Annotated in this window: 22 protein-coding genes; 8 read left to right on the forward strand and 14 right to left on the reverse strand. The window is 67.8% G+C overall.

The genetic code is table 11. The annotated features are described in order from the left end of the window. The first annotated feature begins 5 nt into the window (after window positions 1-5). The 3 genes from AXYL_RS25945 (at window position 6) to AXYL_RS25955 (ending at window position 2734) form a co-directional block, all read left to right on the forward strand. Entirely contained in the window at window positions 6-1535 is a 1530-nt protein-coding gene (locus AXYL_RS25945) for a PepSY-associated TM helix domain-containing protein (RefSeq protein ID WP_013395844.1), read from the forward strand. 72 nt (window positions 1536-1607) lie between these two features. Continuing rightward, complete coding sequence (arsC, locus tag AXYL_RS25950; RefSeq protein ID WP_013395845.1) at window positions 1608-2036, forward strand: arsenate reductase (glutaredoxin); 429 nt, start codon at window positions 1608-1610, stop codon at window positions 2034-2036. 92 nt (window positions 2037-2128) lie between these two features. After that, window positions 2129-2734 (forward strand): phosphatase PAP2 family protein, encoded by a 606-nt coding sequence (locus tag AXYL_RS25955; protein WP_013395846.1) that lies wholly within the window; start codon window positions 2129-2131, stop codon window positions 2732-2734. A 13-nt stretch (window positions 2735-2747) separates the two neighbouring features. Here the strand turns inward: AXYL_RS25955 and AXYL_RS25960 are convergent, their stop codons facing one another. From AXYL_RS25960 to ogt, 4 genes are all read right to left on the reverse strand, one after another. Next, window positions 2748-3728: a Bug family tripartite tricarboxylate transporter substrate binding protein gene (locus tag AXYL_RS25960; RefSeq protein ID WP_013395847.1), complete on the reverse strand. Its 981-nt coding sequence runs from the start codon at window positions 3726-3728 to the stop codon at window positions 2748-2750. A 108-nt stretch (window positions 3729-3836) separates the two neighbouring features. After that, on the reverse strand, window positions 3837-4922 hold the full coding sequence (locus tag AXYL_RS25965) for a tartrate dehydrogenase (RefSeq protein WP_013395848.1): 1086 nt from the start codon (window positions 4920-4922) through the stop codon (window positions 3837-3839). Window positions 4923-5129: 207 nt separating this feature from the next. Beyond that, window positions 5130-6095: a DUF3829 domain-containing protein gene (locus AXYL_RS25970; protein WP_013395849.1), complete on the reverse strand. Its 966-nt coding sequence runs from the start codon at window positions 6093-6095 to the stop codon at window positions 5130-5132. Window positions 6096-6168: 73 nt separating this feature from the next. Then, window positions 6169-6717, reverse strand: a complete 549-nt coding sequence (gene ogt, locus AXYL_RS25975; protein WP_013395850.1) for a methylated-DNA--[protein]-cysteine S-methyltransferase — start codon at window positions 6715-6717, stop codon at window positions 6169-6171. 149 nt (window positions 6718-6866) lie between these two features. Here ogt and AXYL_RS25980 point away from each other — a divergent pair, with 149 nt between their 5' ends. Further along, on the forward strand, window positions 6867-8312 hold the full coding sequence (locus AXYL_RS25980; RefSeq protein ID WP_013395851.1) for an AlkA N-terminal domain-containing protein: 1446 nt from the start codon (window positions 6867-6869) through the stop codon (window positions 8310-8312). Between the two features lie 13 nt (window positions 8313-8325). Here AXYL_RS25980 and AXYL_RS25985 read toward each other — a convergent pair whose 3' ends face one another. From AXYL_RS25985 to AXYL_RS26025, 9 genes are all read right to left on the reverse strand, one after another. Then, a complete protein-coding gene (locus AXYL_RS25985; RefSeq protein ID WP_013395852.1) occupies window positions 8326-9231 on the reverse strand; it encodes a LysR family transcriptional regulator in 906 nt (301 codons plus the stop codon). Between the two features lie 49 nt (window positions 9232-9280). Next, window positions 9281-9763 (reverse strand): YajQ family cyclic di-GMP-binding protein, encoded by a 483-nt coding sequence (locus AXYL_RS25990; RefSeq protein WP_013395853.1) that lies wholly within the window; start codon window positions 9761-9763, stop codon window positions 9281-9283. Between the two features lie 79 nt (window positions 9764-9842). Further along, complete coding sequence (locus AXYL_RS25995) at window positions 9843-10631, reverse strand: heme ABC transporter ATP-binding protein (RefSeq protein WP_013395854.1); 789 nt, start codon at window positions 10629-10631, stop codon at window positions 9843-9845. After that, entirely contained in the window at window positions 10628-11626 is a 999-nt protein-coding gene (locus AXYL_RS26000) for a FecCD family ABC transporter permease (RefSeq protein ID WP_041654275.1), read from the reverse strand. Before AXYL_RS26000 ends, AXYL_RS25995 begins: the two co-directional genes overlap by 4 nt. Then, the gene (locus AXYL_RS26005) at window positions 11610-12443 is read right to left on the reverse strand and encodes a heme/hemin ABC transporter substrate-binding protein (RefSeq protein ID WP_013395856.1); all 834 of its coding nucleotides are present in this window, start codon (window positions 12441-12443) and stop codon (window positions 11610-11612) included. The genes AXYL_RS26000 and AXYL_RS26005 overlap by 17 nt, the downstream gene beginning before the upstream one ends. Before the next feature lie 18 nt (window positions 12444-12461). Next, complete coding sequence (locus AXYL_RS26010) at window positions 12462-13508, reverse strand: hemin-degrading factor (RefSeq protein ID WP_013395857.1); 1047 nt, start codon at window positions 13506-13508, stop codon at window positions 12462-12464. A gap of 81 nt (window positions 13509-13589) precedes the next feature. Then, on the reverse strand, window positions 13590-16145 hold the full coding sequence (locus AXYL_RS26015) for a TonB-dependent receptor (RefSeq protein WP_013395858.1): 2556 nt from the start codon (window positions 16143-16145) through the stop codon (window positions 13590-13592). Between the two features lie 175 nt (window positions 16146-16320). Beyond that, complete coding sequence (locus tag AXYL_RS26020; RefSeq protein WP_013395859.1) at window positions 16321-17334, reverse strand: FecR domain-containing protein; 1014 nt, start codon at window positions 17332-17334, stop codon at window positions 16321-16323. After that, window positions 17313-17822, reverse strand: a complete 510-nt coding sequence (locus tag AXYL_RS26025; RefSeq protein WP_013395860.1) for a sigma-70 family RNA polymerase sigma factor — start codon at window positions 17820-17822, stop codon at window positions 17313-17315. The genes AXYL_RS26020 and AXYL_RS26025 overlap by 22 nt, the downstream gene beginning before the upstream one ends. A 136-nt stretch (window positions 17823-17958) precedes the next feature. Here AXYL_RS26025 and AXYL_RS26030 point away from each other — a divergent pair, with 136 nt between their 5' ends. The 4 genes from AXYL_RS26030 to AXYL_RS26045 all read left to right on the forward strand — a co-directional run bounded on the left by AXYL_RS26030 (window position 17959) and on the right by AXYL_RS26045 (window position 20758). Further along, on the forward strand, window positions 17959-18426 hold the full coding sequence (locus tag AXYL_RS26030; RefSeq protein ID WP_013395861.1) for a CopD family protein: 468 nt from the start codon (window positions 17959-17961) through the stop codon (window positions 18424-18426). Window positions 18427-18569: 143 nt separating this feature from the next. Further along, window positions 18570-19430 carry a hypothetical protein gene (locus tag AXYL_RS26035; protein ID WP_013395862.1) on the forward strand — a complete coding sequence of 287 codons (861 nt, stop codon included), beginning with the start codon at window positions 18570-18572 and terminating at the stop codon, window positions 19428-19430. Between the two features lie 155 nt (window positions 19431-19585). Then, the gene (locus tag AXYL_RS26040; RefSeq protein ID WP_013395863.1) at window positions 19586-20275 is read left to right on the forward strand and encodes a helix-turn-helix transcriptional regulator; all 690 of its coding nucleotides are present in this window, start codon (window positions 19586-19588) and stop codon (window positions 20273-20275) included. A gap of 69 nt (window positions 20276-20344) precedes the next feature. Further along, window positions 20345-20758: a VOC family protein gene (locus tag AXYL_RS26045; RefSeq protein WP_013395864.1), complete on the forward strand. Its 414-nt coding sequence runs from the start codon at window positions 20345-20347 to the stop codon at window positions 20756-20758. Window positions 20759-20838: 80 nt separating this feature from the next. Here AXYL_RS26045 and AXYL_RS26050 read toward each other — a convergent pair whose 3' ends face one another. Continuing rightward, window positions 20839-22245, reverse strand: coding sequence for an amino acid permease (locus AXYL_RS26050; protein ID WP_013395865.1), 1407 nt, complete (start codon window positions 22243-22245; stop codon window positions 20839-20841). Window positions 22246-22310 lie beyond the last annotated feature (65 nt).

Consider the following 22310-nt stretch of genomic DNA (forward strand, 5'->3'; position numbering starts at 1 on the left):
CCGCCATGAACACGACACTCCCCTCCCCGTCCCGGCATCGCGCCGGTCCGCCGCTGTCGGCGCGCGCCAAGCGCTGGCTGTACCTTATCCATCGCTGGACGGGCATCGTGCTGTGCTTGTTCTTCGCCATGTGGTTCATCTCCGGCGTGGTGATGATGTACGTGGGCTATCCCAAGCTCACGCCGCAGGAACGCCTGGCGCACCTGCCCGCGCTGGACGCCGCCACGATCGCCGTGACGCCCGCGCAGGCGTTGACAGCGGCGGGAACCAAGGACTCCGCTGGCCTGGTGCTGGCTGCGGCCCGCGGCGGCGCACCGGTCTATCTGGTTCCGACCGAGGCGCGCCGCGCGCCCAAGGTGGTGGACGCCGCCAGCGGCGCGCTGCTGCCCCCGGCCGACGCCGCGGCCGCGCTGGCCACGGCCCGCGCCTGGTCGGGCGGCCAGTATGCCGCCCATTACCAAGGCACGGTGGACGAGGACGCCTATACCCATTCGCGCGCGCTCGGTCCCGACCGGCCGCTGCACCGGGTGGACCTGGACGATCCGGCGCGCACGCGGCTCTATATCTCGTCCGCCACGGGCATGGTGGTGCTGGACGCCACCCGCGCCGAGCGCGTCTGGAACTACGCGGGCGCCTGGATCCACTGGCTGTATCCGTTCCGCGGCAACGCGCTGGACGGTTGGTGGCACGACATCGTGGTGTGGCTGTCGGTGGCCGGCGTATTGCTGGCAGTGACGGGGACGGTGGTCGGTATCCTGCGCTGGCGCTTTTCGCGGCCCTATGCCAGCGGCAGCCGCTCGCCCTACCGCGAGAACATCATGCGCTGGCACCACTGGAGCGGCCTGCTGTTCGCGGCCATCACCATCACCTGGATCTTCAGTGGGCTGATGTCGATGAACCCGTGGAAGCTGTTCAGCAGCGGCGCCCCGCCCCTGGCCCAGGCAGCCTATGCCGGCGCGCCGGGCGCCAGCCTGGCCGCGCCCGGCGAGCTGATCGCGGCCCTGCCCGCCACGCCGCGCGAACTGCGCTGGGCCCGCGCCGACGGCCAGGACGTGGTGCTGGCGCGCAGCGCCGCCGGCGCCCCCATGGTGCTGTCGGCCCGCGATGCGCAACCCCATGCGTTCGACCGGGCGGCCCTGCGCGCCGCCGCCGCCCGGCTGGTTCCCGGCGCGCGGCTCGCCAGCGCCGAAACACTGGAGGCCTACGACTTCTACTACTACGCCCGCGACGAGCACGCGATGCTGGGCCATGTCGAAAAGCCCTTGCCTGTGTGGCGCCTGGCCTATGACGATCCCCAAGCGACCTGGGTCTATCTGGACCCGCGCACGGGACAGATCGTCAGCCGGCAGGACAGCGGTTCGCGCGCGAGCCGCTGGCTGTTCGCCTTCCTGCATAGCTGGGACTGGACCGGCCTCTTGTCGCGCCGCCCGCTATGGGACGCCCTGCTGGTATTCCTGAGCCTGGGCGGCGCGGCGCTCAGCCTGACCGGCGCGGTGATAGGCTGGCGGCGGCTGGGCAAGAAGCTGCGGGCCTGAAGCGCTAGCGCCAATGCACTATGCTCACAGCCTTGCATGACGCATGACGACACACCGGAAAGAGGAGCTTCCATGTCCGACGTAACCATCTACCACAACCCCAAGTGCGGCACCTCGCGCAACACCCTGGCCATGATCCGCAACGCCGGCATCGAACCCGAAGTGGTGCTGTACCTGGAAACGCCGCCCTCGCGCGCCGCCCTTAAGGCACTGTTCAAGAAGGCTGGCGTCAGCGTGCGCGAGGCCCTGCGCGAGAAAGGCACGCCTTACCAGGAACTGGGCCTGGACGACGCCTCGCTCTCTGACGACGCGCTGCTGGACGCGATCGAACAGCACCCCATCCTGCTGAACCGTCCCTTTGTCTCGACGCCGCTGGGCGCACGCCTGTGCCGTCCCTCCGAACTGGTGCTGGATCTCCTGCCGGCGCCGCAGCAAGGCGCGTTCAGCAAGGAAGACGGCGAAGCCGTGATCGACGCGCAGGGCAAACGCATCCAGAAGTAAAAGGACGCAGTCCGGCGCCTTTTTGCAAGCGGACTGAAGGCTGGGTTCTTTACCATCGCGGCAATCGCTTTATTACGCCGCAATGACCAGTCATGAATTCTCTCGAAGGCCTCAACCAGTCCCTTTTTCTTTGGATCAACGCCGATCCGGCCACCCCTGTCTGGCAGATCCACGCCGCCATGCTGGTGGCCAACCGGCTGATCCTGCTGGTGCCGGCCGTCCTGGCCGCCCTGTGGCTGTGGGGCGGCCGGCCACAGCGCGACCTGGCGCTGAAGGCGCTGGCCGGCATTGCCGTGGCGCTGTTCGCCAGCTATCTGTGCGGCGCCCTGTGGCCGCATGCCCGGCCCTTCGTCATGGGGCTGGGGCAGGCGTTTTTTCCGCACAAGGCGACGTCCTCGTTCCCCAGCAACCACACCATCATCATCGCCACGCTGGCGTGCACGCTGATCCACGACCGGCGCTGGGCCGGCTGGGGCTGGCTGACGCTGGCCGCGGCGGTCCTGGTGGGCGCGTCGCGCGTCTACCTGGGCGTGCACTTCCCGCTGGACATCGTGGGCGGGCTCTTGCTGGCGCCTGTGGCAGCCGGACTCGCCGCGATGGCATGGAGCCGCTGCGGCGAGCCCCTCACGGGCGTGGCGCTAAGCCTGTACCGGAAGGTGTTGGCGCTGCCGATCGCGCGCGGCTGGATCCGCGCCTGAACGGACGCCGCGCTCAGTTGATCGCGACCTTGGCGTCCTTGACCAGTTTGGCGTAGTTCTCGGTGTCGGCGCCGATGCGCGCCTTCATCTCAGCCGGCGTGTCGCCGATCGGCACGGCGCCGATCTCCGCCATCCGCCGCGAGAAGTCGGGCGAACGGATGATCTTGACCATCTCGGCGTTCAGGCGCGCGACCACGTCCGCGGGCGTGGCCGCCGGCGCCAACACGCCGAACCAGGTGCCCATGTTGAAGGGCTTGAGGCCGGCCTCTTCCATCGTGGGCACGTCGGGCAGCGCGGCCGAGCGCTGATTGGTGGTGACGGCCAGCGCGCGCAGCTTGCCGCTCTGGATGTGCGCAAGCACCGGCGTCACGGTATCGAAGGACATGTCGATCTGGCCGCCCAGCAGGTCGGTGGTCAAGGGGCCGCTGCCCTTGTAGGGGACGTGCAGCAGCTGCACCTGCCCTTCCTTTTCGAACTGCGCGCCGATCAGGTGCTGTCCCGTGCCCATGCCGTTTGAGCCATAGGTCAGCTTGCCCGGCTGGCCTTGCGCCAGCTTCAGCAGGGCCTGCACGTTCTGCGCCGGCAGCTTGGGATTGACCACCAGCACGTTGGGCACCAGGGCCACCGTGGTCACCGGCGCGAAGTCCTTCTGGAAGTCGTAATGCAGGCTCTTGTAGACGCTGGTGGCGATGGTGTGGTGCACAGCGCCCATCAGCAGCGTGTAGCCGTCGGGCGCGGCCTTCGCCACGTAGTCCGCGCCCAGCGTCGAGCCCGCGCCGGGCTTGTTCTCCACCACCACCGGCTGGCCCAGGCTCTTGGCCAGTTCCTGGCCCAGCGCGCGCGCCAGCACATCGGTGGTGCCGCCGGCCGGAAACGGCACCACCAGGTTCACGGGGCGGACAGGATAGGCCTGCGCCTGCGCGCCACCGGCGAAAGACAGTCCGGCCAGGCAGGCCAGCGCCAGGACGCGCGCGGGTATGGTTCTCTTGTGCATGCTTGTCTCCTCGGTACGAATGGAATTCGCTTCTTGTCGTGGAGCCCGGAACGGGCCTGGGGTCTAGCGCCCCGGTCCCGCTACGGGCCTGCTTCGTGCCTGTTCCGTCTACGCGGCCCGGGCCCTGGCCGCGGCCGCCAGCTTGGCGCAGACCGCCGCCGTGACCTGCTCGGTAGTGGCGGTTCCGCCCAGGTCGCCCGTATGCAGCGACGGATCGGCGGTCACGCTTTCGATCGCCTGCATCAGCCGCGCGGCGGCCTGCGTTTCGCCCAGATGCTCCAGCAGCATGACCACGGACCAGAAAGTGCCGACCGGGTTGGCCAGCCCCTTGCCCATGATGTCGAAGGCCGAGCCGTGGATCGGTTCGAACATGGACGGATAACGGCGTTCGGGATCGATGTTGCCGGTGGGCGCGATGCCCAGGCTGCCGGCCAGCGCCGCCGCCAGGTCGCTGAGGATGTCGGCATGCAGGTTGGTGGCGACGATGGTGTCCAACGTGGCGGGGCGGTTCACCATGCGGGCGGTGGCGGCGTCGACCAGTTCCTTGTCCCAGGTCACGTCCGGGAACTCGCGGCTGACCTCCACGGCGATCTCGTCCCACATCACCATGGCGTGGCGCTGCGCGTTGGACTTGGTCACCACCGTGAGCAGCTTGCGCGGACGGGATTGCGCCAGCTTGAAGGCGAAGCGCAGGATGCGCTCGACGCCGGCGCGGGTCATGATGGAGACGTCGGTCGCAGCTTCCAGCGGGTGGCCCTGGTGCACCCGGCCGCCCACGCCGGAGTATTCGCCTTCGGAGTTCTCGCGCACGATGACCCAGTCCAGCTGGCTCGGCGCGCAGCGCTTGAGCGGCGCGTCGATACCCGGCAGGATGCGCGTCGGGCGCACGTTGGCGTACTGGTCGAAGCCCTGGCAGATCTTCAGCCGCAGGCCCCACAGGGTGATGTGGTCGGGAATATGCGGGTCGCCCGCCGAACCGAACAGGATGGCATCCTTGCCGCGCAGCGCGTCCAGGCCGTCGGCCGGCATCATGACGCCATGCTGGCGGTAATAATCGCCGCCCCAGTCGAAGTCCTCGAATTCGAAGCTCAGGCCGCCGTCCCGGGCCAGTTCCTGCATGATGCGCTGTCCGGCGGGAATCACTTCCTTGCCGATGCCGTCGCCGGGGATGGTTGCGATGCGATAGGTCTTCATGGGCCGACTGGGCTCCTTGCTGGTGAGATGCTGTCGGCACTGTACTGACGCCCGAGGGCGGCGGACGCAGTGGAATTCAAAACATCTTTTACCTGGAGTTGAAGGTGGAATGCGCAGGCGCCGATTTGAACGCGCAAATAAAACAGCGCCCGCATGGGGCGCTGTTTCGGGCCGCGGCCATGTCGCGGCCGCTGGCGGGCGCTGCCGTCAGCAGCGGCCGACGTTCAAGGTAGAGATCATGTTGTTGAAGTTCTGGCGCAGGCTGCCGGCGTCCATCTCGATGGTGAGGCGGATCATCTTGAATGCGCCAGTGCGCGCCGCTTCTTCCTTGTAGCGGCCGCTACTGGTGTTTTCAAGGATCTTTCGGCCGGAAGCCAGGAAGCTGTTGACGTTCATCATCATGCTGGAGCAGCCCTTGGGATCGGCCTCGCGGGTCTTCTTGTCAAAGCCCAGCGCCATCTCGTTCATCTTGTCCAACTCCTGCTTGAACGCCTCCTGGTCGGCGCCCAGGCCCGTGCCGTCGAACACGCCCGACGCCTTGTCCATCGTGGCCTTGCCGTAATAGACCAGGCCGGCGCGGTAATAGGCGACAGTGTCCTTCTCGGCCTTCTCGAACGCTGCCTTGGTATTGGCCGTGTCCCTGATGGAAATGCCGCGATAGAAGCCGTTTTCGGCCTTCACCACTTCGGTCAGCGCCGCGACGTAGGCCGGGCTCTTCTCGCGCGCCAGCGCGCCGTTGTCCGACAGGAAAGTCTTGGCTGCCGCGTAGTTCTGCAATTCGTTGCTCAGCGGCGCCAGCTTGCCCAGCGCGTCCGAAAATTCCTTGGCAGGCGCATCGATTTCGGCGATCGGCGTCTTCATCGCCAGCGCGCCGTCGAGTTTTTCCTTGGTGCGCAGGATGCTGGAATCGTTGCTGATGGAGAAATCCTTGAGCGGCTTGCCATCCTTCAGCGCCGGGACGACACGCGTCTGGTAGCGGTCCAGCGCCTCTTCGAAAGTCGTGGAGAGGCCATTCGCGGTGTCGACGTACTGGTTGTACTTGATGATCTCGGCCTGGGCGGTGGTCGGCTCGGACGCTTTCGCTTCCTTCTTGGCGCTATCGTCGCCACACGCGGCAAGCGCCAGCGTGACGGCCAGAACGGCGGACATGCGCAAGGGGCGCGGCATAAACATCTTTGTTTCCTGTTGCGGGTTGCTCTGAAGGGGACGGATGATATGCCTTTCAGATGCTTAACACGCTACAAATCTATTCAGCCCTGTCACAAGAATTTTCAAGCCATCTCTGCTCGTGATCCAGCAGCCAGCGCTTGCGATGCAGCCCCCCGCCATAACCGGTCAGGGAAGCATCCGCGCCCACGATGCGGTGGCAAGGCACGACGATGCCGATGGGATTCGCCCCGTTGGCCGCGCCCACCGCGCGTACGGCCGCGGGACGCGCGATGCGCTGCGCCAACGCGCCATAGCTGACCGATTGGCCGCCCGACACTTCCCGCAAGGCCCGCCACACCTCGCGCTGGAAATCGGTGCCGCCTGTAGCTACGTCCAGCGCGTCGATGGCGCGCACGTCGCCGTCGAAATAGTCCAGCAGCGCGCGCCGCGCGGGCGAGGCCTGGGCGGCATCATGCAGTTCCACGGCCTGGTTGCGGTACTGCCTGCGCAGCAGCAGGTGCATGCGCGATTCATAGTCTTCCCAGTCCACCGCGCGCAAGCGCTGCTGCTCGTCACTCAGGACCAGCATCAGGCCGATGGGGGTGGGAACGCGTTCAAGAAAGAAGGCCTGGGTTCGGGCGGACATGCGACGGGCTCCTGCGACGATGATCGATGAAAGCACTATAGGCTGGCGCGCGAAACTTGCGCTGGCGGTTTTCGGACAGGAATGCCACATCCACAACACTGTCCGAAAACCGCTAGATCCGGCGCCCGCAGCGGCGGTAGCATGATCCCATGGACCTGAACCACGACGCCTGCTATAGCGCCATCCAAGTGCGCGACGCCCGTTACGACGGCCGCTTCTTTACCGCCGTGAAGACCACGCGCATCTATTGCCGCCCGGTCTGTCCGGCGCGCACGCCGCTGTCGAAGAACGTGGCGTTCTACGCCACCGCGGCGGCGGCGCAGGAGGCCGGCTACCACCCTTGCCTGCGCTGCCGCCCGGAAACCGCACCTGAACTGGGACCTGGACATGAACTGCCGGACAGCGTGGCCCGCGCGCTGCAACTGATCGAACTAGGCGCATTGGACGAAGACGGCGTGGACGTGCTGGCGCAGCGCCTGGGCGTGGGCGAACGCCAGCTGCGGCGCCAGTTCCGCCAGCACCTGGGCGCCTCGCCCGTGGCCGTGGCCCAAACGCGGCGCGTGCTGCTGGCCAAGCAGCTGATCCACGAAACCCGGCTGCCGATGGCGGAAATCGCCTTCGCCTCGGGCTTTGGCAGCATCCGCCGCTTCAACGAGATCTTCCATGACCTTTTCGCGCGCGCCCCCGGGGACCTGCGGCGTTCCGGCAAGCCCGAGGTATCGGCGGCGCAAGAGGGCGAGATCAAGCTGCTGCTGCGCTACCGTCCTCCCTACGACTGGGACGCGATGCTGGGCTTCCTGCGGCTGCGCGCGATCCCCGGCATCGAGCAGGTCACGGAGGACAGCTATGCGCGCACCGTCCTGCTGGACGGCCACCAGGGCACGGTGACGGTGCGCCCGGGCCGCGGCAATGCGCTCGAAGCCACGGTGCGCTTTCCCCGGCTGCAAGCGCTGCCGGCCATCATCGCGCGCCTGCGCCGCGTCTTCGACCTGGCCAGCGATCCGGTCGCCATCGCCGCGCAATTCGCCAGCGACCCCGTCATGACCGAACTGATCCGGGCGCGGCCCGGCCTGCGCGTGCCCGGGGCCTGGGACGGCTTCGAGCTGGCCATGCGCGCCGTGCTGGGCCAGCAGATCACGGTAGTCGCGGCCATCCGCCTGGCAGGCAAGCTGGTGGCCGCGCACGGGGCAGCGATGGCGCGTCCAGAAGGCGGGCTGACGCATGTGTTTCCCTTGCCCGAAGCCGTGGCGGCCGCCGAGCTGGCGCCGCTGGGCATGCCGCGCAGCCGCGCGGCGACCTTGTCGGCGGTGGCCGCGGCGGCTGTGGCGGATAAACATCTATTCGATGCGGCCGGCGGCCTGGAGGACGCGGTGCGCCGGCTGCGCACCATACGCGGCGTGGGGGAATGGACGGCGCAATACATCGCCCTGCGCCAGTTGCGCGAGCCGGATGCGTTCCCGTCCGCCGACATCGGGTTGATACGGGCGCTGGAGAAACTGGAATCACGAGCCTACACGCCCGTGCAATTGTTGGCCCGCGCCGAGACGTGGCGGCCCTGGCGCGCCTACGCGGCGCAGCACCTGTGGTCGGCCTGAGCCGGGCCGGCCATCACCACCGGCTGTCCGCGCCCTTCCTGAAATACGCCACCAGGAAGTCCACGAATACGCGCACCTTGGCGGACAGGTGGTGCCTTTCCGGAAAGACCGCGTAGATGTCGGCTTGCGGCAAGGCGTAGTCTTCCAGCACCTGCACCAGCCTGCCGCTGCGCAGATAACGCGCCAGGTCCCATTCGGCGCGCTGCAGGATGCCCAGGCCGGCCAGGCCCCAGGTCAGCGTCACTTCGCCGTCGTTGCTGCTGAGATTGCCGCGCACCTTCACGGTCTCGCTGCGGCGGCCCTTGGTGAAACGCCACAAGCCGTACGCGGCTTCATTCTGCCGCAACACAATGCACTGGTGCCGCGCCAGGTCGTGCGGCGTGACGGGAACGCCATGGGTCTTCAAGTAGCCCGGCGATGCGCAGACCAGACGCCGGTTGGGCGCGATCTTGCGGGCGATGAGGCGGGTGTCGGGCAGGTCGCCGAAGCGCACCGCCACGTCGAAGGCGTCTTGCACGAAATCCGCCGGGCTGTCGGTCAGCTGCAATTGCAGCGACACCTCGGGATAGGCTTGGGCAAATTCCGCAATCGCGGGCGCGATGTAGCTGCGGCCGAAACCCAGCGGCGCGTTGACCTTGAGCAAGCCGCGCGGACTGTCCTGGCGGCTGGCGATCAACTGGTCCAGATCCTCGATCTCGCCCAGAATGCGGCGGGCGTTCTCCAGGTAGACCTCGCCTTCGGCGGTCAGGCTCAGGCGCCGCGTGCTGCGATTGACCAGCCGCACGCCCAGCCGCGCCTCGATCTGGGCCAGCCGCTTGCTGACCGCGGCCGGCGTGACGCCGAGCTCGCGGGCGGCGGCGGACATGCCGCCGGCGCGCACCAGTTCGACCACCAGCTGCAACTCATTGGAATGTCCCATGGCCCCCCTCGAGGTCGGCAGGGCGCCGCGCGCCCTGGCGCGGGGCGGATCAGTCGCGGAAGTTCTCGAACTGCAGCGGCAGGTCGACGTCGGTCTTCTTCAGCAGCGCGATGGCGGTCTGCAGGTCGTCGCGCTTCTTGCCGCTGATGCGCAGCTTGTCGCCGTTGATCTGCGATTCCACCTTGAGCTTGGCGTTCTTGATGGCGGCAATGAGTTTCTTGGCCACTGGCTGCTCGATGCCTTGCTTGATGGTGACCTTCTGGCGCGCGCCGCCCAGGTTTTCGAGGGGATCGGCCACGTCCAGGCAGCGCACGTCGATGCCGCGCGCCGACAGGCGGCCGCGCAGGATGTCCAGCATCTGCTTGAGCTGGAACGCGCTGGAAGCGACCTGGGTCACGACAAACTCGTCGAGTTCGAACTTGGCCTCGGTGCCCTTGAAATCGAAGCGGGTGGCCAGTTCGCGGTTGGCCTGGTCGACAGCGTTGGAGAGTTCGTGTTTGTCGACTTCGGAGACGACGTCAAAAGTAGGCATGACACGGGATCCTGTTGGGTAGATGTTGAAAAAGGCGAATACAAGCGTATCGCCTATTTTACCGACCCGGCAGCCCGCGTCACGCCATCAGCACCAGGAGGCGGCCGGCTTGCAGGGGATGCGGAATCACCTGGGCGTCGATGCCGTAAGCCAGATACAGATTGGCCGGCGTCAGGACCTCCGCCGGCGTGCCTTGCGCGATACCGCGCCCGCCGCAGAGCAGCAGCAGGCGATCGCACCAGCGCGCGGCCAGGTTCATGTCGTGCAGGATCACCAGTACGCCCGTATGGGCGCTGTGGGCCAGCTCCCAGGCGCGGCGCAGCAAATCGCCCTGGTGCTTGGGATCCAGGCTGGCGGTGGGTTCGTCCAGCAACAGGTAGCGCGGCTCGCCCTGCCCGCGCGCGGCATGGCACTGGACCAGCACGCGGGCGAACTGCACGCGCTGCTGTTCGCCGCCGGACAACTCCGGATAGCGCCGGCCCGCCAGATGCGCCGCATCGGCCTGGCCCAGCGCCTGCGTCACCAATTCGTCCACCGCCTGCGGCGGCAACTCCGGGAACGGATAGGCGCCCATGGCGACCACCTCGTGCACGCTCAGGTCGAAAGTCAGCCCGGGCTTTTGCGGCAGCACGGCGCGCTGGCGCGCCTGCTGCCGGTGCGGCAGCGCGGCCAGCGGGGTCGCGCTCAGGCTCAGCTGGCCGGCATCGGGCGTCAGTTCCGACGACAGCGCGCCCAGCAAGGTGGATTTGCCGGCGCCGTTGGCGCCCAGCAAGCCCACGACCTCTCCCGGCCGGATGTCCAGCGACACATCGGTGAGGATGCGCGCACCGCCGCGGCTCACGGTCAGGTTCTGTGCGGAAAGCGTCATCCGATCCTCCGTCCGCGCGCCAGCAGCCACAGGAAGAACGGTCCGCCGACCAGGCCGGTCACCAGGCCGATAGGCAGTTCCGCCGGCACGACCACGGTGCGCGCCAGCCAATCCGCGAGTATCAGCGCCAGCCCTCCCGCCAGAATGGTGGCGGGCAGCAGCCAGCGGTGGTTGGCGCCCAGCGTCATGCGGACCAGGTGAGGCACCACCAGCCCGACGAAGACGATCGTCCCCGTGGCGGCGACCAGCGGCCCCACGATCAGCGCGCTGGCCAGCACCAGCCTGGCCCGCACGCGCTTGAGCGTGTAGCCCAGGTGCTGGGCTTCGCGCTCGCCCAGCAGCAAAGCGTTCATGACGCGCCATTGGCTCGTCAGCCAGAGGCTGACCAGCAGCACCCATGGCCCCAGGAACGACAGCACTTTCCAGTTGGCGCCGCCCAGGCTGCCCATGTTCCAGAAGGTCAGGTCGCGCAGTTGCGCGTCGGTGGCAACGAAGGTGAACAGGCCGATCAGGCTGAACGCCATGGCCGTGATGGCCACGCCCGCCAGCAGCAGCCCGGCCACGCCCGGCACGCGCCGGCCCACCGCATAGGCGCAGAGCGTGGCGACCAGGCTGCCGGCGAAGGCCGAAGGCGCGGTGATCCAGAAGCCGCCCGAAGTCAGCACAATGGCGGCCACCGCGCCCAGCGCGCCGCCGGCCGATATGCCGATCAGGCCGGGCTCGGCCAGCGGATTGCGGAACAGCGCCTGCATGGCCGCGCCGGATACCGCCAGTCCGGCGCCCGCCACCAGCGCGAACAGGACGCGCGGCAGGCGGATGTCGATCAGCACATTGCGCCACAAGGCGTTTTCCGGCGTCGGCGCGCCCCACAGCAGGGAGGGCAGCTCGCGCAAAGGAATCGCCACCGCGCCGTTGGCGGTGGCGGCCACCACCGCGACCGCCAAGGCCACGGCGAGCAAGCCCAATGCCAGCGGCGCGCTAACGCGCCATGACATGCGCGACCTCCTGCTTGAGCTGGGTCAGCGCCAGCGGCAGGCGCGGCCCCATGCCCAGGATGAGCAGGTCGTCCATGACCACGATCCGGCGCTTTGCGGCGGCCTGGGTGGACGCGATGCCGGGCATGCGCAGGAAGGCATCCATGCCGCCACCCGCGTCCAGCGACGCCTGCGTGACCACGATCAGGTCAGGTGCGAGCGCGCCCAAGGCTTCGGCCGACAGGGGCTTGTAGCCCTGCTGGTCTTGCAGCACGTTCACCAGTCCCGCCAAATGCATGACTTCGTTGGCGGCGGTGTCGCGGCCAGCGCCTTGCGGCGAACCCGTGCGGTTGATCAGCAGCAGGGCCCGCGCGCGCGTCGCGGGCACCGCCTCGGCGCGCGCGAGTTCGCGCGTGACTTCCTCCACCATGCGTTCGCCCGCGGGCGCCACGCCCAACGCGTCGGCAATGCCGCGGATGCGCGACTTGAGCGAGTCCACCGACGGCGCGTCCGACACGGTGACGACCCGCAAGCCGACGTCCGCCAGGCGCTTGAGCGCGTCCGGCGGCCCGGCTTGTTCAGACGCCAGCACCAGATCAGGCTTGAGCGACAGCACGCCTTCCACCGGCACGGCCCGGTAGTAGCCGACGCGCGGCAGCTTGGTCGCGGCCTCGGGATAGAGGCTGGAGAGATCGTCTCCCACCAGCTTGTCGCCCTGCCCCAGCTGATACACGATTTCGGTCACGCTGCCGCCCAGGGTCACCACCCGGGTGGGCGGCGCGGCGTGCACGCTGAACGCCAAGGCCCAGCCTGCCGCCATTGCCAGCCATTTTTTCATCGCTACGTCCTTATGGAATCAGGCCGCCAGGGGCACACTGCACAGGCTGATCATCAGCTCGCGCCAGCCGGCCAGCTCCGGCTTGCCCGGCTTGCGTTCGCCGAAGAACTGCGCGATCAGGTCGCCGGTGGCGGAATACAGCTCCAGCGAGGTGACCCAGCCGTCCGAGGTCGGCTTGTTCACCACCCAGGCCGAGGCGATGGCGGTGGTGTCCAGATGCAGGTTGAACTTCGGGTCCAGCACGTTGTACCAGGGGCCGGTGCGGCGCAATTGCTGCACCGGGCCGGTGTGGATCTGGATCATGCCCCGGTTACCCACGAAACACATGATGGACAAGCCGGACTGCGCCGCGGATTCCAGCATGCGCTCGACGGCGTCGGCCGGCACCTGCTGCGCCAGGTCCTCGCCCGCGGCCACCAGCGCGGCCAGGCGCGACACCTTGAACTTGCGCAGCAAGGGGAAGAATTCGTGCGTGTCCTGCATGCCCAGCCAGGCCTCGCGCCATTGCGCGCAGTCCTCGACCCGGTCGGCGTCGGCGGCGGGAGCATAGGACTGGGTTTCCGGCCATTGCGCCTCGCCCGCGAACTTCGCGACCAGGGCGTCGTAGGCGGCCGCGTCGGTGGCCTCGGTGCGGTAGACCTTGTGCACCGCAACGCCCGCGCCGTCGAAGAACTGCAGGCTGTGGCGGCCGTCCTGCTCGACCGCCCAGGCCGACTTCCAGGACGTGAAGAAGACGCGCAGGTCGATGTCCGGTCCCAGCACCAGGCCTACCGGACCGTCGGCCTGGATGTCCTCATACACGCCGTGACGCTCGTGCACACACCAGTCGTTGCGCGTCAGCGCCATGACCGGACCCAGCGTGCCCAGTTCGCGGAAGATATCCTGGGGCGTGCCGTGCAAGGCCGCGGCTTTTAGGCCGCCGCATTCCGCCGCCACCCATTCGGCTTCGGACACGCCCAGCGCCTGCGCCAGGTTGCGGGCGCGCAGCTTGGGTTGCGAGGCCGCCAACGCGTCATTGCGGGCGCGCAGTTCCCGGGCGCGGGACGTGAAATCGGTATTGCTCATCGTGAGGCCCTCCGGCCGTTGCTAAGGTTTGCGTAGACCGCCGCCGCTCCAGTATCGATCGGACCGGCGGCGGGGTCTGGATCAATACTGGTATGTCAGTGAGACGCGCAGGCTGCGTCCCGGTTCCGTGTACCAATCGACCGGCCGCGGAATGGCGATGGCGCCGGCGGTCGGCACATTGATGGCCTCCCAGTACTTCTTGTCGAACAGGTTGAAAACGCCTGCCTGCACCTGCAGCCCCTTCACCGCGGCCGGACGCCAGTAGCCCATCAGGTCCACCACGCCGTAGCCGGGCGCCTGGAAGTCGGCATTGCGCGCCGTGGCCGTGGGCTCGGGGTACTCGACCTTGTTGCGCTTCAAGGCGGTGGTCAACATCGCGTCCACGCCCCACACGTCGCGGCCGTAGCCCAGGCCCAGCACCGCCTTCAACGGCGCCACCGAGTTCAAGTACTGCCCCGTCCCTTCATCCTTGCCCACGGCCCACGCCAGCGAGCCCCAGGTGCGCCAGCCCGGCGAGAACTTCCAGTGCGCGCTGGCTTCGGCGCCGTAGATGCGCACCTTGGCGCGGTTGACGTTGCCGGTCACGCCCAAGGGATACTGGCCGGCCCAGCCCGACTGCCACTGCGGCGACAATGCGTTCAGCGGCACGTCGCCGTCGATGAAGTTCTGGTAGCGGTTGTCGAACAACGATACCGCGCCGCCCAGGGAATCGGAACCGATCTTGGCGCCCAGCTCCCAGCCTTTGCTGGTTTCGGGCTTCAGATAGGGATTGCCCACGCGCAGGTAGGTGCCGGGGCCGCCGTAGTTGGTGTAGAGCTGCGTCGGGCTGGGCGCCTTGAAGCCGTAGGCGTACTGGGCGTAGAGGCTCAGTTCTTCCGCGGCCTTCCAGGTGGCCAGCAGCTTGGGCGAGAAACGGCTGCCGCTGTTGGACGGCGGCAGCGCGCCCGCATTCGGGTTGCTTTCGTAGCTGGCGGTGGACTGCGGCTTCTGCTCGTAGTGGTCGTAGCGCAGCGCCGGCATGATGGTGTAGCGGCCGTCGGCGAAGCTGAATTCGTCCTGCACCCACAGGGCCCACTGATTGCCCTTGGACTGCGGCACGTCGGCCTGGTTGGTGTGCAGCATGTCGCACAGGCGCGGGCCCATGGGCGCCGGCGTGCCGGAGGGAATCGCGGGGCAATTGTCGTAGCCGCTGGAGTACTGCTCGGTCTTGTTGCCGTACCATTCCGCGCCCGCTGTCCAGAGCTGCGACACGGTCGCGCCGGCCAGGCGTTTCGTGACTTCGGCATTGGCGCCGAACATGGTCTGGCGAATGGAATTGCTGCGGCCATAGGGACCGCTGGGGTAGCCGTAATAGTAGGGGTCACCCCGCCAACGATAGGCCCGGGAATCGACGCTGCGCACGCCGCTCAGCGAGCTGTCCAGCTGCAGGCGCTGCCAATAGACGACCGCGGTGGCCGTGTCGATCAGGCTGCCCTCGCCGGGCGCCTTATACGAGTAGTCGAAGGACACGCGCTGGCGCTCGGTTTCCTTGCGCGTGCTGTTCTCGCCGTAGAGATAGCTGGTGCCCGTGCCCTGCTCGAACATATTGTCGATGTCGGCATTGCGCTTGAAGTACTCACCTGTCAGGCCGAAGCGATGGCCGCCTTCGACGCGCTGCTGCAACTTCAGCAGGAAGCTGCGTTGATCGTAGTCTTCGGGGCTGGGCTCGCTGCGCTTGGAACCGTAGCCGCCCACGTCGGCGCGGTTGTCCAATGCGTGGCCGTTGCGCGCGCCGGCCTGCACCAGCCAGAACGTGTTGCTGTGGATCTGGCCGGCCAACGCGGCGTTGGCGCCCCAGCTGCTGTCGGCCGTGTCGTAATCGGTCTTGGCCAGCGCGCCGAAAGTCTTGCCGTCGGCCAGCAGGTCCGAAGGTTGCAGCGTGTACAGGTCGGCAATGCCGGAAATCGCGCCGGAGCCGCCGCCGCTGGCGTCGGCGCCTCGCACGATGTCCAGCCGCGACAGGCTGTTGAAGTCCACCGCCTCCAGGCCGCCCTTCAGGCCGCGCGCGCCGTCGTCCAGCCACGGCAGGCGGATGCCGTCCACGCGCGTCAGCACGCGGTCCTGGTCCAGGCCGCGGATGTTGATGCTGTTGCTCGTGCGGTTGAAATTCACGCCGGGTTCGGCGCGCTTGCCGAAGTCGCTCCAGTTCCTGACTTGCAGCTCATCCAGGCGCTTGCGGTCGGTGCTGGTTTCCCAGGCTGGCGCGACCGGCGCACCGTCGCCATCCACCTGGACCGGCGCCAGCTGCGTCACGTCCGCGGCCGTCACCGCCTGCAACACGTAGACCCGGGCGCTGCGCTCCTGCACGCCCAGGCCGCTGCCGGCCAGCAAGCGCGCGAAGCCTTCATTCACGGAATAAACGCCATCGAGACCCGGCGTGCGGCGCTGTCCCACCAGCGCCGCGTCGAACAGCACGGTCACGCCCGCGCTGTCGGCAAAGCGCGGCAGCGCCTCGGCCAGCGCGCCCGCGGGAATGCGATAGCCGCGCGCCTGGGTCTGCTGCGCAGACTGGGCCCATGCGCCGCTTGCAGGCAGCAGGGCGGCGGACAGCGTGGTCAACGCCAGCGCGGCATGCACGGCGGCTGCGACGCGGGTCATGCGGCATTGCAGGCCTCGGGCGGGTCGGGAGCCGCTTGCGCGGCCGGCGGGTAGATAAGCCATGGTCGTCCTTTCGATCCAAACGGTGGCGGCATTCGTTTGCCTCTACTGACCATGACCCTCGTGAAATCCGAATCGGACAGCTGGCCCTCCAGTTTTTTGTAACAGCGCGGATTCAGGCCTCGGCGGCCGCGCGCGCGGTGATCGTCACCCAGTACGGCGTGCGGTAGCGCACCTGCACCGGCAAGGTCGCGGGCAGCGCCGCCAGGACCGCATCGGTGTCGCGCACCTGGAACGCACCCGAGATGCGCAGGTGCGCGGCTTCGGGATCGCACCGCAAAATGCCGGGGCGGTAGCGGCCCAGTTCCGCCGCGAAGGCGTCCAGGCGCATGCGCTGGGCGTACAGCACGCCGCGCTGCCAGTCGCTGGCGTGCGGATCGGCGGGAGACGGCGGCGACACGCCCCCGGCCGTCAGGCTGCTCTGTTCGCCAGCCTCCAGGCTGACCAGGCCGCGCGGCTGCGCGGCGCTGCCAACGCGGACCCGCCCTTCCTGCACGCTGACCCGGCACAGCCCGCCTTCCTGGCGCACACAGAAGCGCGAGGCCTGCGCCTCGATATCGCCCAGGCTGGTGCGCACCACGAACGGGCGCGCCTGCGGCGCCGTGTCGGCCACGGCGTGCACCGCGATCTCGCCCGCGCGCAGGCGCAGCAGGCGGGCAGTGGAACTGAACATTACGTCGACGGCGCTGGCCGTGTTCAGCAGCAGCGTGGAGCCGTCCGCCAAGGCCACTTCGCGCCGCTCGCCCGGCGCGCTGCGATAGTCCGCGGTCCAGTCCAGCGGATCGGCGCGCCAGGCGGCCCAGCCCACGGGCCCGGCCACCACCAGCGCCACCAGCGTCTTGAGCGCGGCGCGGCGGTTCCTGAGTTCGGGCCGGTTCAAGGTCGCCATGCCCAGCGCCGCCGGAATCAGCCCGAAACGCTCGTTCACGCGTTGCGCGCGCTGCCAGGCATGCTCGTGCTCGGCCTTACTGGCGCGCCACAGTGCACAGGCGCGCTGGTCGGCATCGGTGGCGCGGTCGGAACTCAGCCGCAGCAGCCAGCGCGCGGCCTCGCGTGCCACGCCGCGTTCGACGGCGGGCAGCTCGGGCGCCGCTTCGGCCGGCGCGCTCAGATCGATGCCATGATGCATTGCTCGAATCCCTTGGCGATGTAGCGGTGGACGGTGCGCAGCGATATGTCGAGGCGGGCGGCGATCTCGCCATGGCTCAGGCCTTCGAGCTGCGCCATCAGGAATGCCTGGCGGGCCGACAGCGACAGGCCCGCCAACATCTCGTCGATTTCCTGCAGCGTTTCCAGGATGATCAGGCGCTGCTCGGCCGAGGGCGCCAGGGCCTCCGGCATCAGCGCCAGGGCTTCCAGGTAGGCCTGCTCCACCGAACGCCGCCGGTGGTGGTTGAGCAGCAGGCGCTTGGCGATGGTGGTCAGATAGGCGCGCGGCTCGCGCAGGACGTCCAGTTCATGGCGGTGGCGCAGCACCCGCACGAATGTGTCCTGCGCCAGGTCGGCCGCGTCGAAGCTGTTGCCCAGCTTGGCGCGCAGCCAGCCGTGCAGCCACCCATGGTGAGCGCGATACAACAAATGGACGTTGTCGCTGGCGGCGACCGCAGGATTCGGCACGGAGGACTCCCTGAACTAACAATCACAAATAGAAATCAATCTCATTCTAAATGCAAAACCATGATTCCGGTCAAGTCCGCGCGCCGCGCTTGACGGGGATATGATGGGGACGGATTCCTCCCTACAGGCCTGCCTCATGTTCTACGCCGCGCTCAAATTCATCCACCTGATGGCCGTGATCCTCTGGGTCGGGGGCATGCTGTTTGCGCACTGTTTCCTGCGGCCGGCGGCCGCGCAGTTGGAACCGCCAGTCCGGCTGCGGCTGATGGCGTCGGTGCTGGGTCCGTTCCTGAATGCCGTGCTGGCGGCCATCCTGCTGATCCTGGCGACCGGCGCGGCAATGATCGGCCAGGAAGCCAGCCAGGCGGCGCAAACGGGCGGCGCTTTCTTCATGCCGCGCAGCTGGACCCTCATGGCCTCGGGCGGCCTGGTCATGACGGCCATCTACGCCTATATCCGCTTCGTGCTCTACCCCCAGCTGCGGGCGGCGGTCGCCGCATCCGCCTGGCCGCAGGGCGGGCAGGCCATGGCCGGCATACGCCGCTGGGTCGGCATCAACCTGCTGCTGGGCATCGCCATCGTGGCCATCGTCTTTCTGGTGTAGGCGGATATCAACCGCCGGGTGCCAGCTATCGGGCATGCGCAGGCTGGTATCGGAATTCTTTTGCTTGGTGCAATACGCAGTACATCCGCGCTGGCCACACTGCGGGTGACTCTCGCGGGCCTACACAAACAAAAGGAATCTCCATGATCAAGCGTGTCTTCCAACTGGCCGCCCTCGGCCTGTTCGCCTCCGCCTCGGCCGCGCACGCCGCGGCCCCCATCGACAACAGCGCCCTGGACAAACCGGAATTCCGCGAGCACAAGGCCACCTACGGCGTGGTCTACCGCCTGCCCCAGGACGTCAATGCCATCCTGGACGCCAAGATCAACGCCACACTGAAGGCCGACCTGCTCAAGCTGGGCCTGAAGACCGAAGCCGAAACGCCCAACATGCCGCACGTGACGGTGGTGCACATCCACAGCGCCGACCCGCAAACGCCCGCCCGCATGTTGAAGGCCCTGCCCAAGCCGCCGGCCCCGCTGCAGGTCACGCTGAAGAACTTCTATCCGACCGAAGCCGCCAAGGGCGCGGGCCATCCCTGGTGGCTGGACCTGGGCGTGGTCAAGAGCGGCCAGGGCTTCGAAGACATGATGCGCTACAACACCGTCGCCACCGCCGCCCTGGCGCCGCTGCGCGACGGCCCGCTGCCGCGCGTCACCGGCCCGGTCTACGCCAAGATGGGCGATGCCGGAAAGGACCTGGTCAAGACCATGGGCGTGAGCGGCGTGAACATCATGCAGGACGGCAAGGAAGTGCGCGCGCACAACCCGCACACCACGCTGGTCTACAGCATGGCCTTGTACGACACGCGCCTGCAGGACGCCATGAAGCAGGAGTCCGACAAGTTCAACGCCGTGCTGCCCGACGGCATCAACACCACCTTCAAGGACGTCTCCATCGTCGAGATCGGCTTCGCCGGCAACGTGGTGCGCGAGATCTACCGCGTCAGCCTGGAGGACGGCTCGGCCATCGACGTGGCCACGGGCAAGAAGGTCGGGTCCTAAACGCCAGCTGCGGGAGCGGCCTCGCCGTTCCCGCTATAAAGTTCCAGCGCACCGACGGGCGACACGCAGCATGAAAGCGCGATCCGCTGATCGCTGCGGCCCCTGATGCTGCCATTTCGTGGCAGCATTATGGATCCGCCATCCCCGCCCGCCCCATGTCCCGCACCGAACGCCTCCTGGGCCTGCTGCAGACCTTGCGCTGCCATCGCCGCCCCGTCAGCGGCCGCCAGTTGGCCGCCGACCTTGGCGTCAGCATCCGCACGCTGTACCGCGACATCGCCACCCTGCAAGCGCAGGGCGCCGAGATCGAGGGCGAGCCGGGCGTGGGCTACGTGCTGCGGCCCGGCTTCATGCTGCCGCCGCTGATGTTCAGCACCGAAGAGATCGAGGCATTGGTGCTGGGCACCCGCTGGGTAGCGGACCGGGCCGACCCGCGCCTGGCGCAGGCCGCGAGCAATGCGCTGGCCAAGATCGGCGCAGTGCTGCCGGGCGAGCTGCGCGACGGACTGGATGCGATACCGCTGCTGGTCGGCCCCAGTTCGATGCGGGTGATAGATCGGGTGGACCTGGCGCTGATCCGCCACGCCATACGCTGCGAACAGAAAATCGACATCACCTACCGCGACGACAAGGGCGCCGATTCCGCGCGGCTGATCTGGCCGTTTGCGCTGGGCTTCTTCGACAGTGTGCGCATCGTCATGGCCTGGTGCGAACTGCGCCAGGATTTCCGCCATTTCCGCACCGACCGCATCGCCACCTTGACGCCCGGCCCGCGCTATCCCAAGCGCCGGCATGCCCTGCTCAAGGAGTGGCGCGCGATCGAACATACGCCCAAGAAATCCTGATGCAAGCTACTGCCAAAAACTGACAGCACCCCTGTCTAAGATGAGCGCGTCTACCACCCGGAGCGCATCATGTCAGACACCAATTTCGTCATTTTCTACGTCGAAAAGCCCGCCGCCAGCGCCGCGTTCTATAGCGCCCTGCTGCAGCGTCCGCCCGTCGAAAGCTCCCCGACCTTCGCGCTGTTCAGGCTGGATTCCGGCCTGATGCTGGGCCTGTGGTCGCGCTACACCGTGGAACCGGCCGCCGCCGGCCGCGGCGGCGCGACCGAACTGGCCTTCACCGTCCCCGACGCGCAGGCGCTGGACCGCCGCCATGTGGACTGGAGCCTGCGCGGCCTGCCCATCCTGCAAGCGCCCACCGACATGGATTTCGGCCGCACCTTCGTGGCGCTGGACCCCGACGGCCACCGGCTGCGCGTGTTCGCGCCGGCGCCGCAGGAACAGGCCGCGGAGCAGCACGCGCCCGCCATGGCCAGTGCCTGACGCGCGCATATGAAACGGGGGCCTGAGGCTCCCGCCTCAGCCCCCAAATCAGGCTTGCGCCCGAACCCGGCGCGGCAACATCAGGAGCGCTGATCGCGCGGGGTCAGCGCCACGGCTTCGCCGCGTCGGCGGAACAGCAGCTGGTACAGCGCGGCCAGCACCAGCAGGAACGGCACGCCGAACACCAGCGTCATCTTGAAGACGCTGGTGAAGTAGGTGGTGGCCAGAATAGCCAGCATCGCGCCCGCGCCCAGCAGGGTCAGCACCGGAAAGCCCGGCATGCGGAACGACAGCTTGCCCCCGCCTTCACGCGCCCAGCGGCGGCGAAAGCAATAGTGGGTCACGAAGATCATCATCCAGGTGAACAGCGCCCCGAACATCGAAATCGCCATCATCAGCGTGAACGAGGTCTCGGGATACAGCACGTTCAGCACCGCGGCAATGGCGATGCCGCTGGTCGACAGCAGCAAGGCGTTCAGCGGCGTGCCGTTGCGGCTCAGCCGGCCGAAGGCGGACGGCGCATGGCCGGCGCGCGACAGGCTGAACATCATGCGGGTGGTGATGTACAGCTGGCTGTTCATGGCCGACAGCGCCGCCACCAGCACGATGAAGTTGATGACGCCCGCGGCCCCCGGAATCTCCAGCGCCTGCATCACCTTGACGAAGGGACTGCCGCCCTTGCCGGCCTCGTCCCAGGGCACGATGGCCAGGATCAGCGCCAGCGTCAGCAAGTAGAACACCACCAGCCGGACGATGGTGGCGCGGAAGGCCTGCTTGACCGCGCGCTCGGGATCTTCGGCCTCGCCCGCCGCCACCGCAATCATCTCCACGCTGAGGTAGCTGAAGATCGAGATGACTACCGCGATCCACATGCCCCAGACGCCGTTCGGGAAGAAGCCGCCGTGCGAGGTGTACAGCGCCGTGCCGTACTGCGGATTGCCCCAGACCACGTAGGCGCCCAGGATGATGAAGGCCACGATGGCGGTGATCTTGATGGTCGAGAACCAGTATTCAACCGTGCCGAAAGTCTTGACGCTCATGGCGTTGATGAAGATCAGCACCGCCGAGAACAGGCAGACCCACTGCCAGCCCGGCACGTCCGGGAACCAGAACTTCATGTACTCCGCCACGGCGGTGACTTCCGTGCCCACCGCCAGCACCACGCAGGACCAGTACGCATAGCGCACCAGAAAGCCCGCCAGCGGGCCGACGTAGTGCTCGGCGTAGGCGCCGAACGAGCCCGAGGTGGAATGCGCCACCGTCATTTCCGCCAGGCAGCCCATCAGCAGCAGCGTGATCAGGCCGCCGATGGCGTAGCTGATGATGACGCTGGGTCCGGCGAAGCCGATGGCGAACTTGCTGCCCAGGAACAACCCCGTGCCTATGGCGCCGCCAATGGCGATCATGCTCATCTGGCCCGACGTCAGCCGCCGCTTCAGGCCCTGCTCGCGTTCGGCGATCTGGCCGAATCCTTTCTGTTGTTGCATTTGTCTCCTCCAGGTCCTGCGCTCTCTTGTGGATGTAGGGCCGGTTCGGCCCGCGCAATACGGCT

This window comes from Achromobacter xylosoxidans A8 (genome assembly GCF_000165835.1).
GTDB lineage: Bacteria > Pseudomonadota > Gammaproteobacteria > Burkholderiales > Burkholderiaceae_B > Achromobacter > Achromobacter xylosoxidans_B.

Excerpts from the sequence above, each read along its gene's own strand:
- AXYL_RS25945 (WP_013395844.1), top strand. The coding sequence starts at position 6 with ATGAACACGACACTCCCCTCCCCGTCCCGGCATCGCGCCGGTCCGCCG.
- arsC (WP_013395845.1), top strand. The coding sequence starts at position 1,608 with ATGTCCGACGTAACCATCTACCACAACCCCAAGTGCGGCACCTCGCGC.
- AXYL_RS25955 (WP_013395846.1), top strand. The coding sequence starts at position 2,129 with ATGAATTCTCTCGAAGGCCTCAACCAGTCCCTTTTTCTTTGGATCAAC.
- AXYL_RS25960 (WP_013395847.1), bottom strand. The coding sequence starts at position 3,728 with ATGCACAAGAGAACCATACCCGCGCGCGTCCTGGCGCTGGCCTGCCTG.
- AXYL_RS25965 (WP_013395848.1), bottom strand. The coding sequence starts at position 4,922 with ATGAAGACCTATCGCATCGCAACCATCCCCGGCGACGGCATCGGCAAG.
- AXYL_RS25970 (WP_013395849.1), bottom strand. The coding sequence starts at position 6,095 with ATGTTTATGCCGCGCCCCTTGCGCATGTCCGCCGTTCTGGCCGTCACG.
- ogt (WP_013395850.1), bottom strand. The coding sequence starts at position 6,717 with ATGTCCGCCCGAACCCAGGCCTTCTTTCTTGAACGCGTTCCCACCCCC.
- AXYL_RS25980 (WP_013395851.1), top strand. The coding sequence starts at position 6,867 with ATGGACCTGAACCACGACGCCTGCTATAGCGCCATCCAAGTGCGCGAC.
- AXYL_RS25985 (WP_013395852.1), bottom strand. The coding sequence starts at position 9,231 with ATGGGACATTCCAATGAGTTGCAGCTGGTGGTCGAACTGGTGCGCGCC.
- AXYL_RS25990 (WP_013395853.1), bottom strand. The coding sequence starts at position 9,763 with ATGCCTACTTTTGACGTCGTCTCCGAAGTCGACAAACACGAACTCTCC.
- AXYL_RS25995 (WP_013395854.1), bottom strand. The coding sequence starts at position 10,631 with ATGACGCTTTCCGCACAGAACCTGACCGTGAGCCGCGGCGGTGCGCGC.
- AXYL_RS26000 (WP_041654275.1), bottom strand. The coding sequence starts at position 11,626 with ATGTCATGGCGCGTTAGCGCGCCGCTGGCATTGGGCTTGCTCGCCGTG.
- AXYL_RS26005 (WP_013395856.1), bottom strand. The coding sequence starts at position 12,443 with ATGAAAAAATGGCTGGCAATGGCGGCAGGCTGGGCCTTGGCGTTCAGC.
- AXYL_RS26010 (WP_013395857.1), bottom strand. The coding sequence starts at position 13,508 with ATGAGCAATACCGATTTCACGTCCCGCGCCCGGGAACTGCGCGCCCGC.
- AXYL_RS26015 (WP_013395858.1), bottom strand. The coding sequence starts at position 16,145 with ATGACCCGCGTCGCAGCCGCCGTGCATGCCGCGCTGGCGTTGACCACG.
- AXYL_RS26020 (WP_013395859.1), bottom strand. The coding sequence starts at position 17,334 with ATGCATCATGGCATCGATCTGAGCGCGCCGGCCGAAGCGGCGCCCGAG.
- AXYL_RS26030 (WP_013395861.1), top strand. The coding sequence starts at position 17,959 with ATGTTCTACGCCGCGCTCAAATTCATCCACCTGATGGCCGTGATCCTC.
- AXYL_RS26035 (WP_013395862.1), top strand. The coding sequence starts at position 18,570 with ATGATCAAGCGTGTCTTCCAACTGGCCGCCCTCGGCCTGTTCGCCTCC.
- AXYL_RS26040 (WP_013395863.1), top strand. The coding sequence starts at position 19,586 with ATGTCCCGCACCGAACGCCTCCTGGGCCTGCTGCAGACCTTGCGCTGC.
- AXYL_RS26045 (WP_013395864.1), top strand. The coding sequence starts at position 20,345 with ATGTCAGACACCAATTTCGTCATTTTCTACGTCGAAAAGCCCGCCGCC.
- AXYL_RS26050 (WP_013395865.1), bottom strand. The coding sequence starts at position 22,245 with ATGCAACAACAGAAAGGATTCGGCCAGATCGCCGAACGCGAGCAGGGC.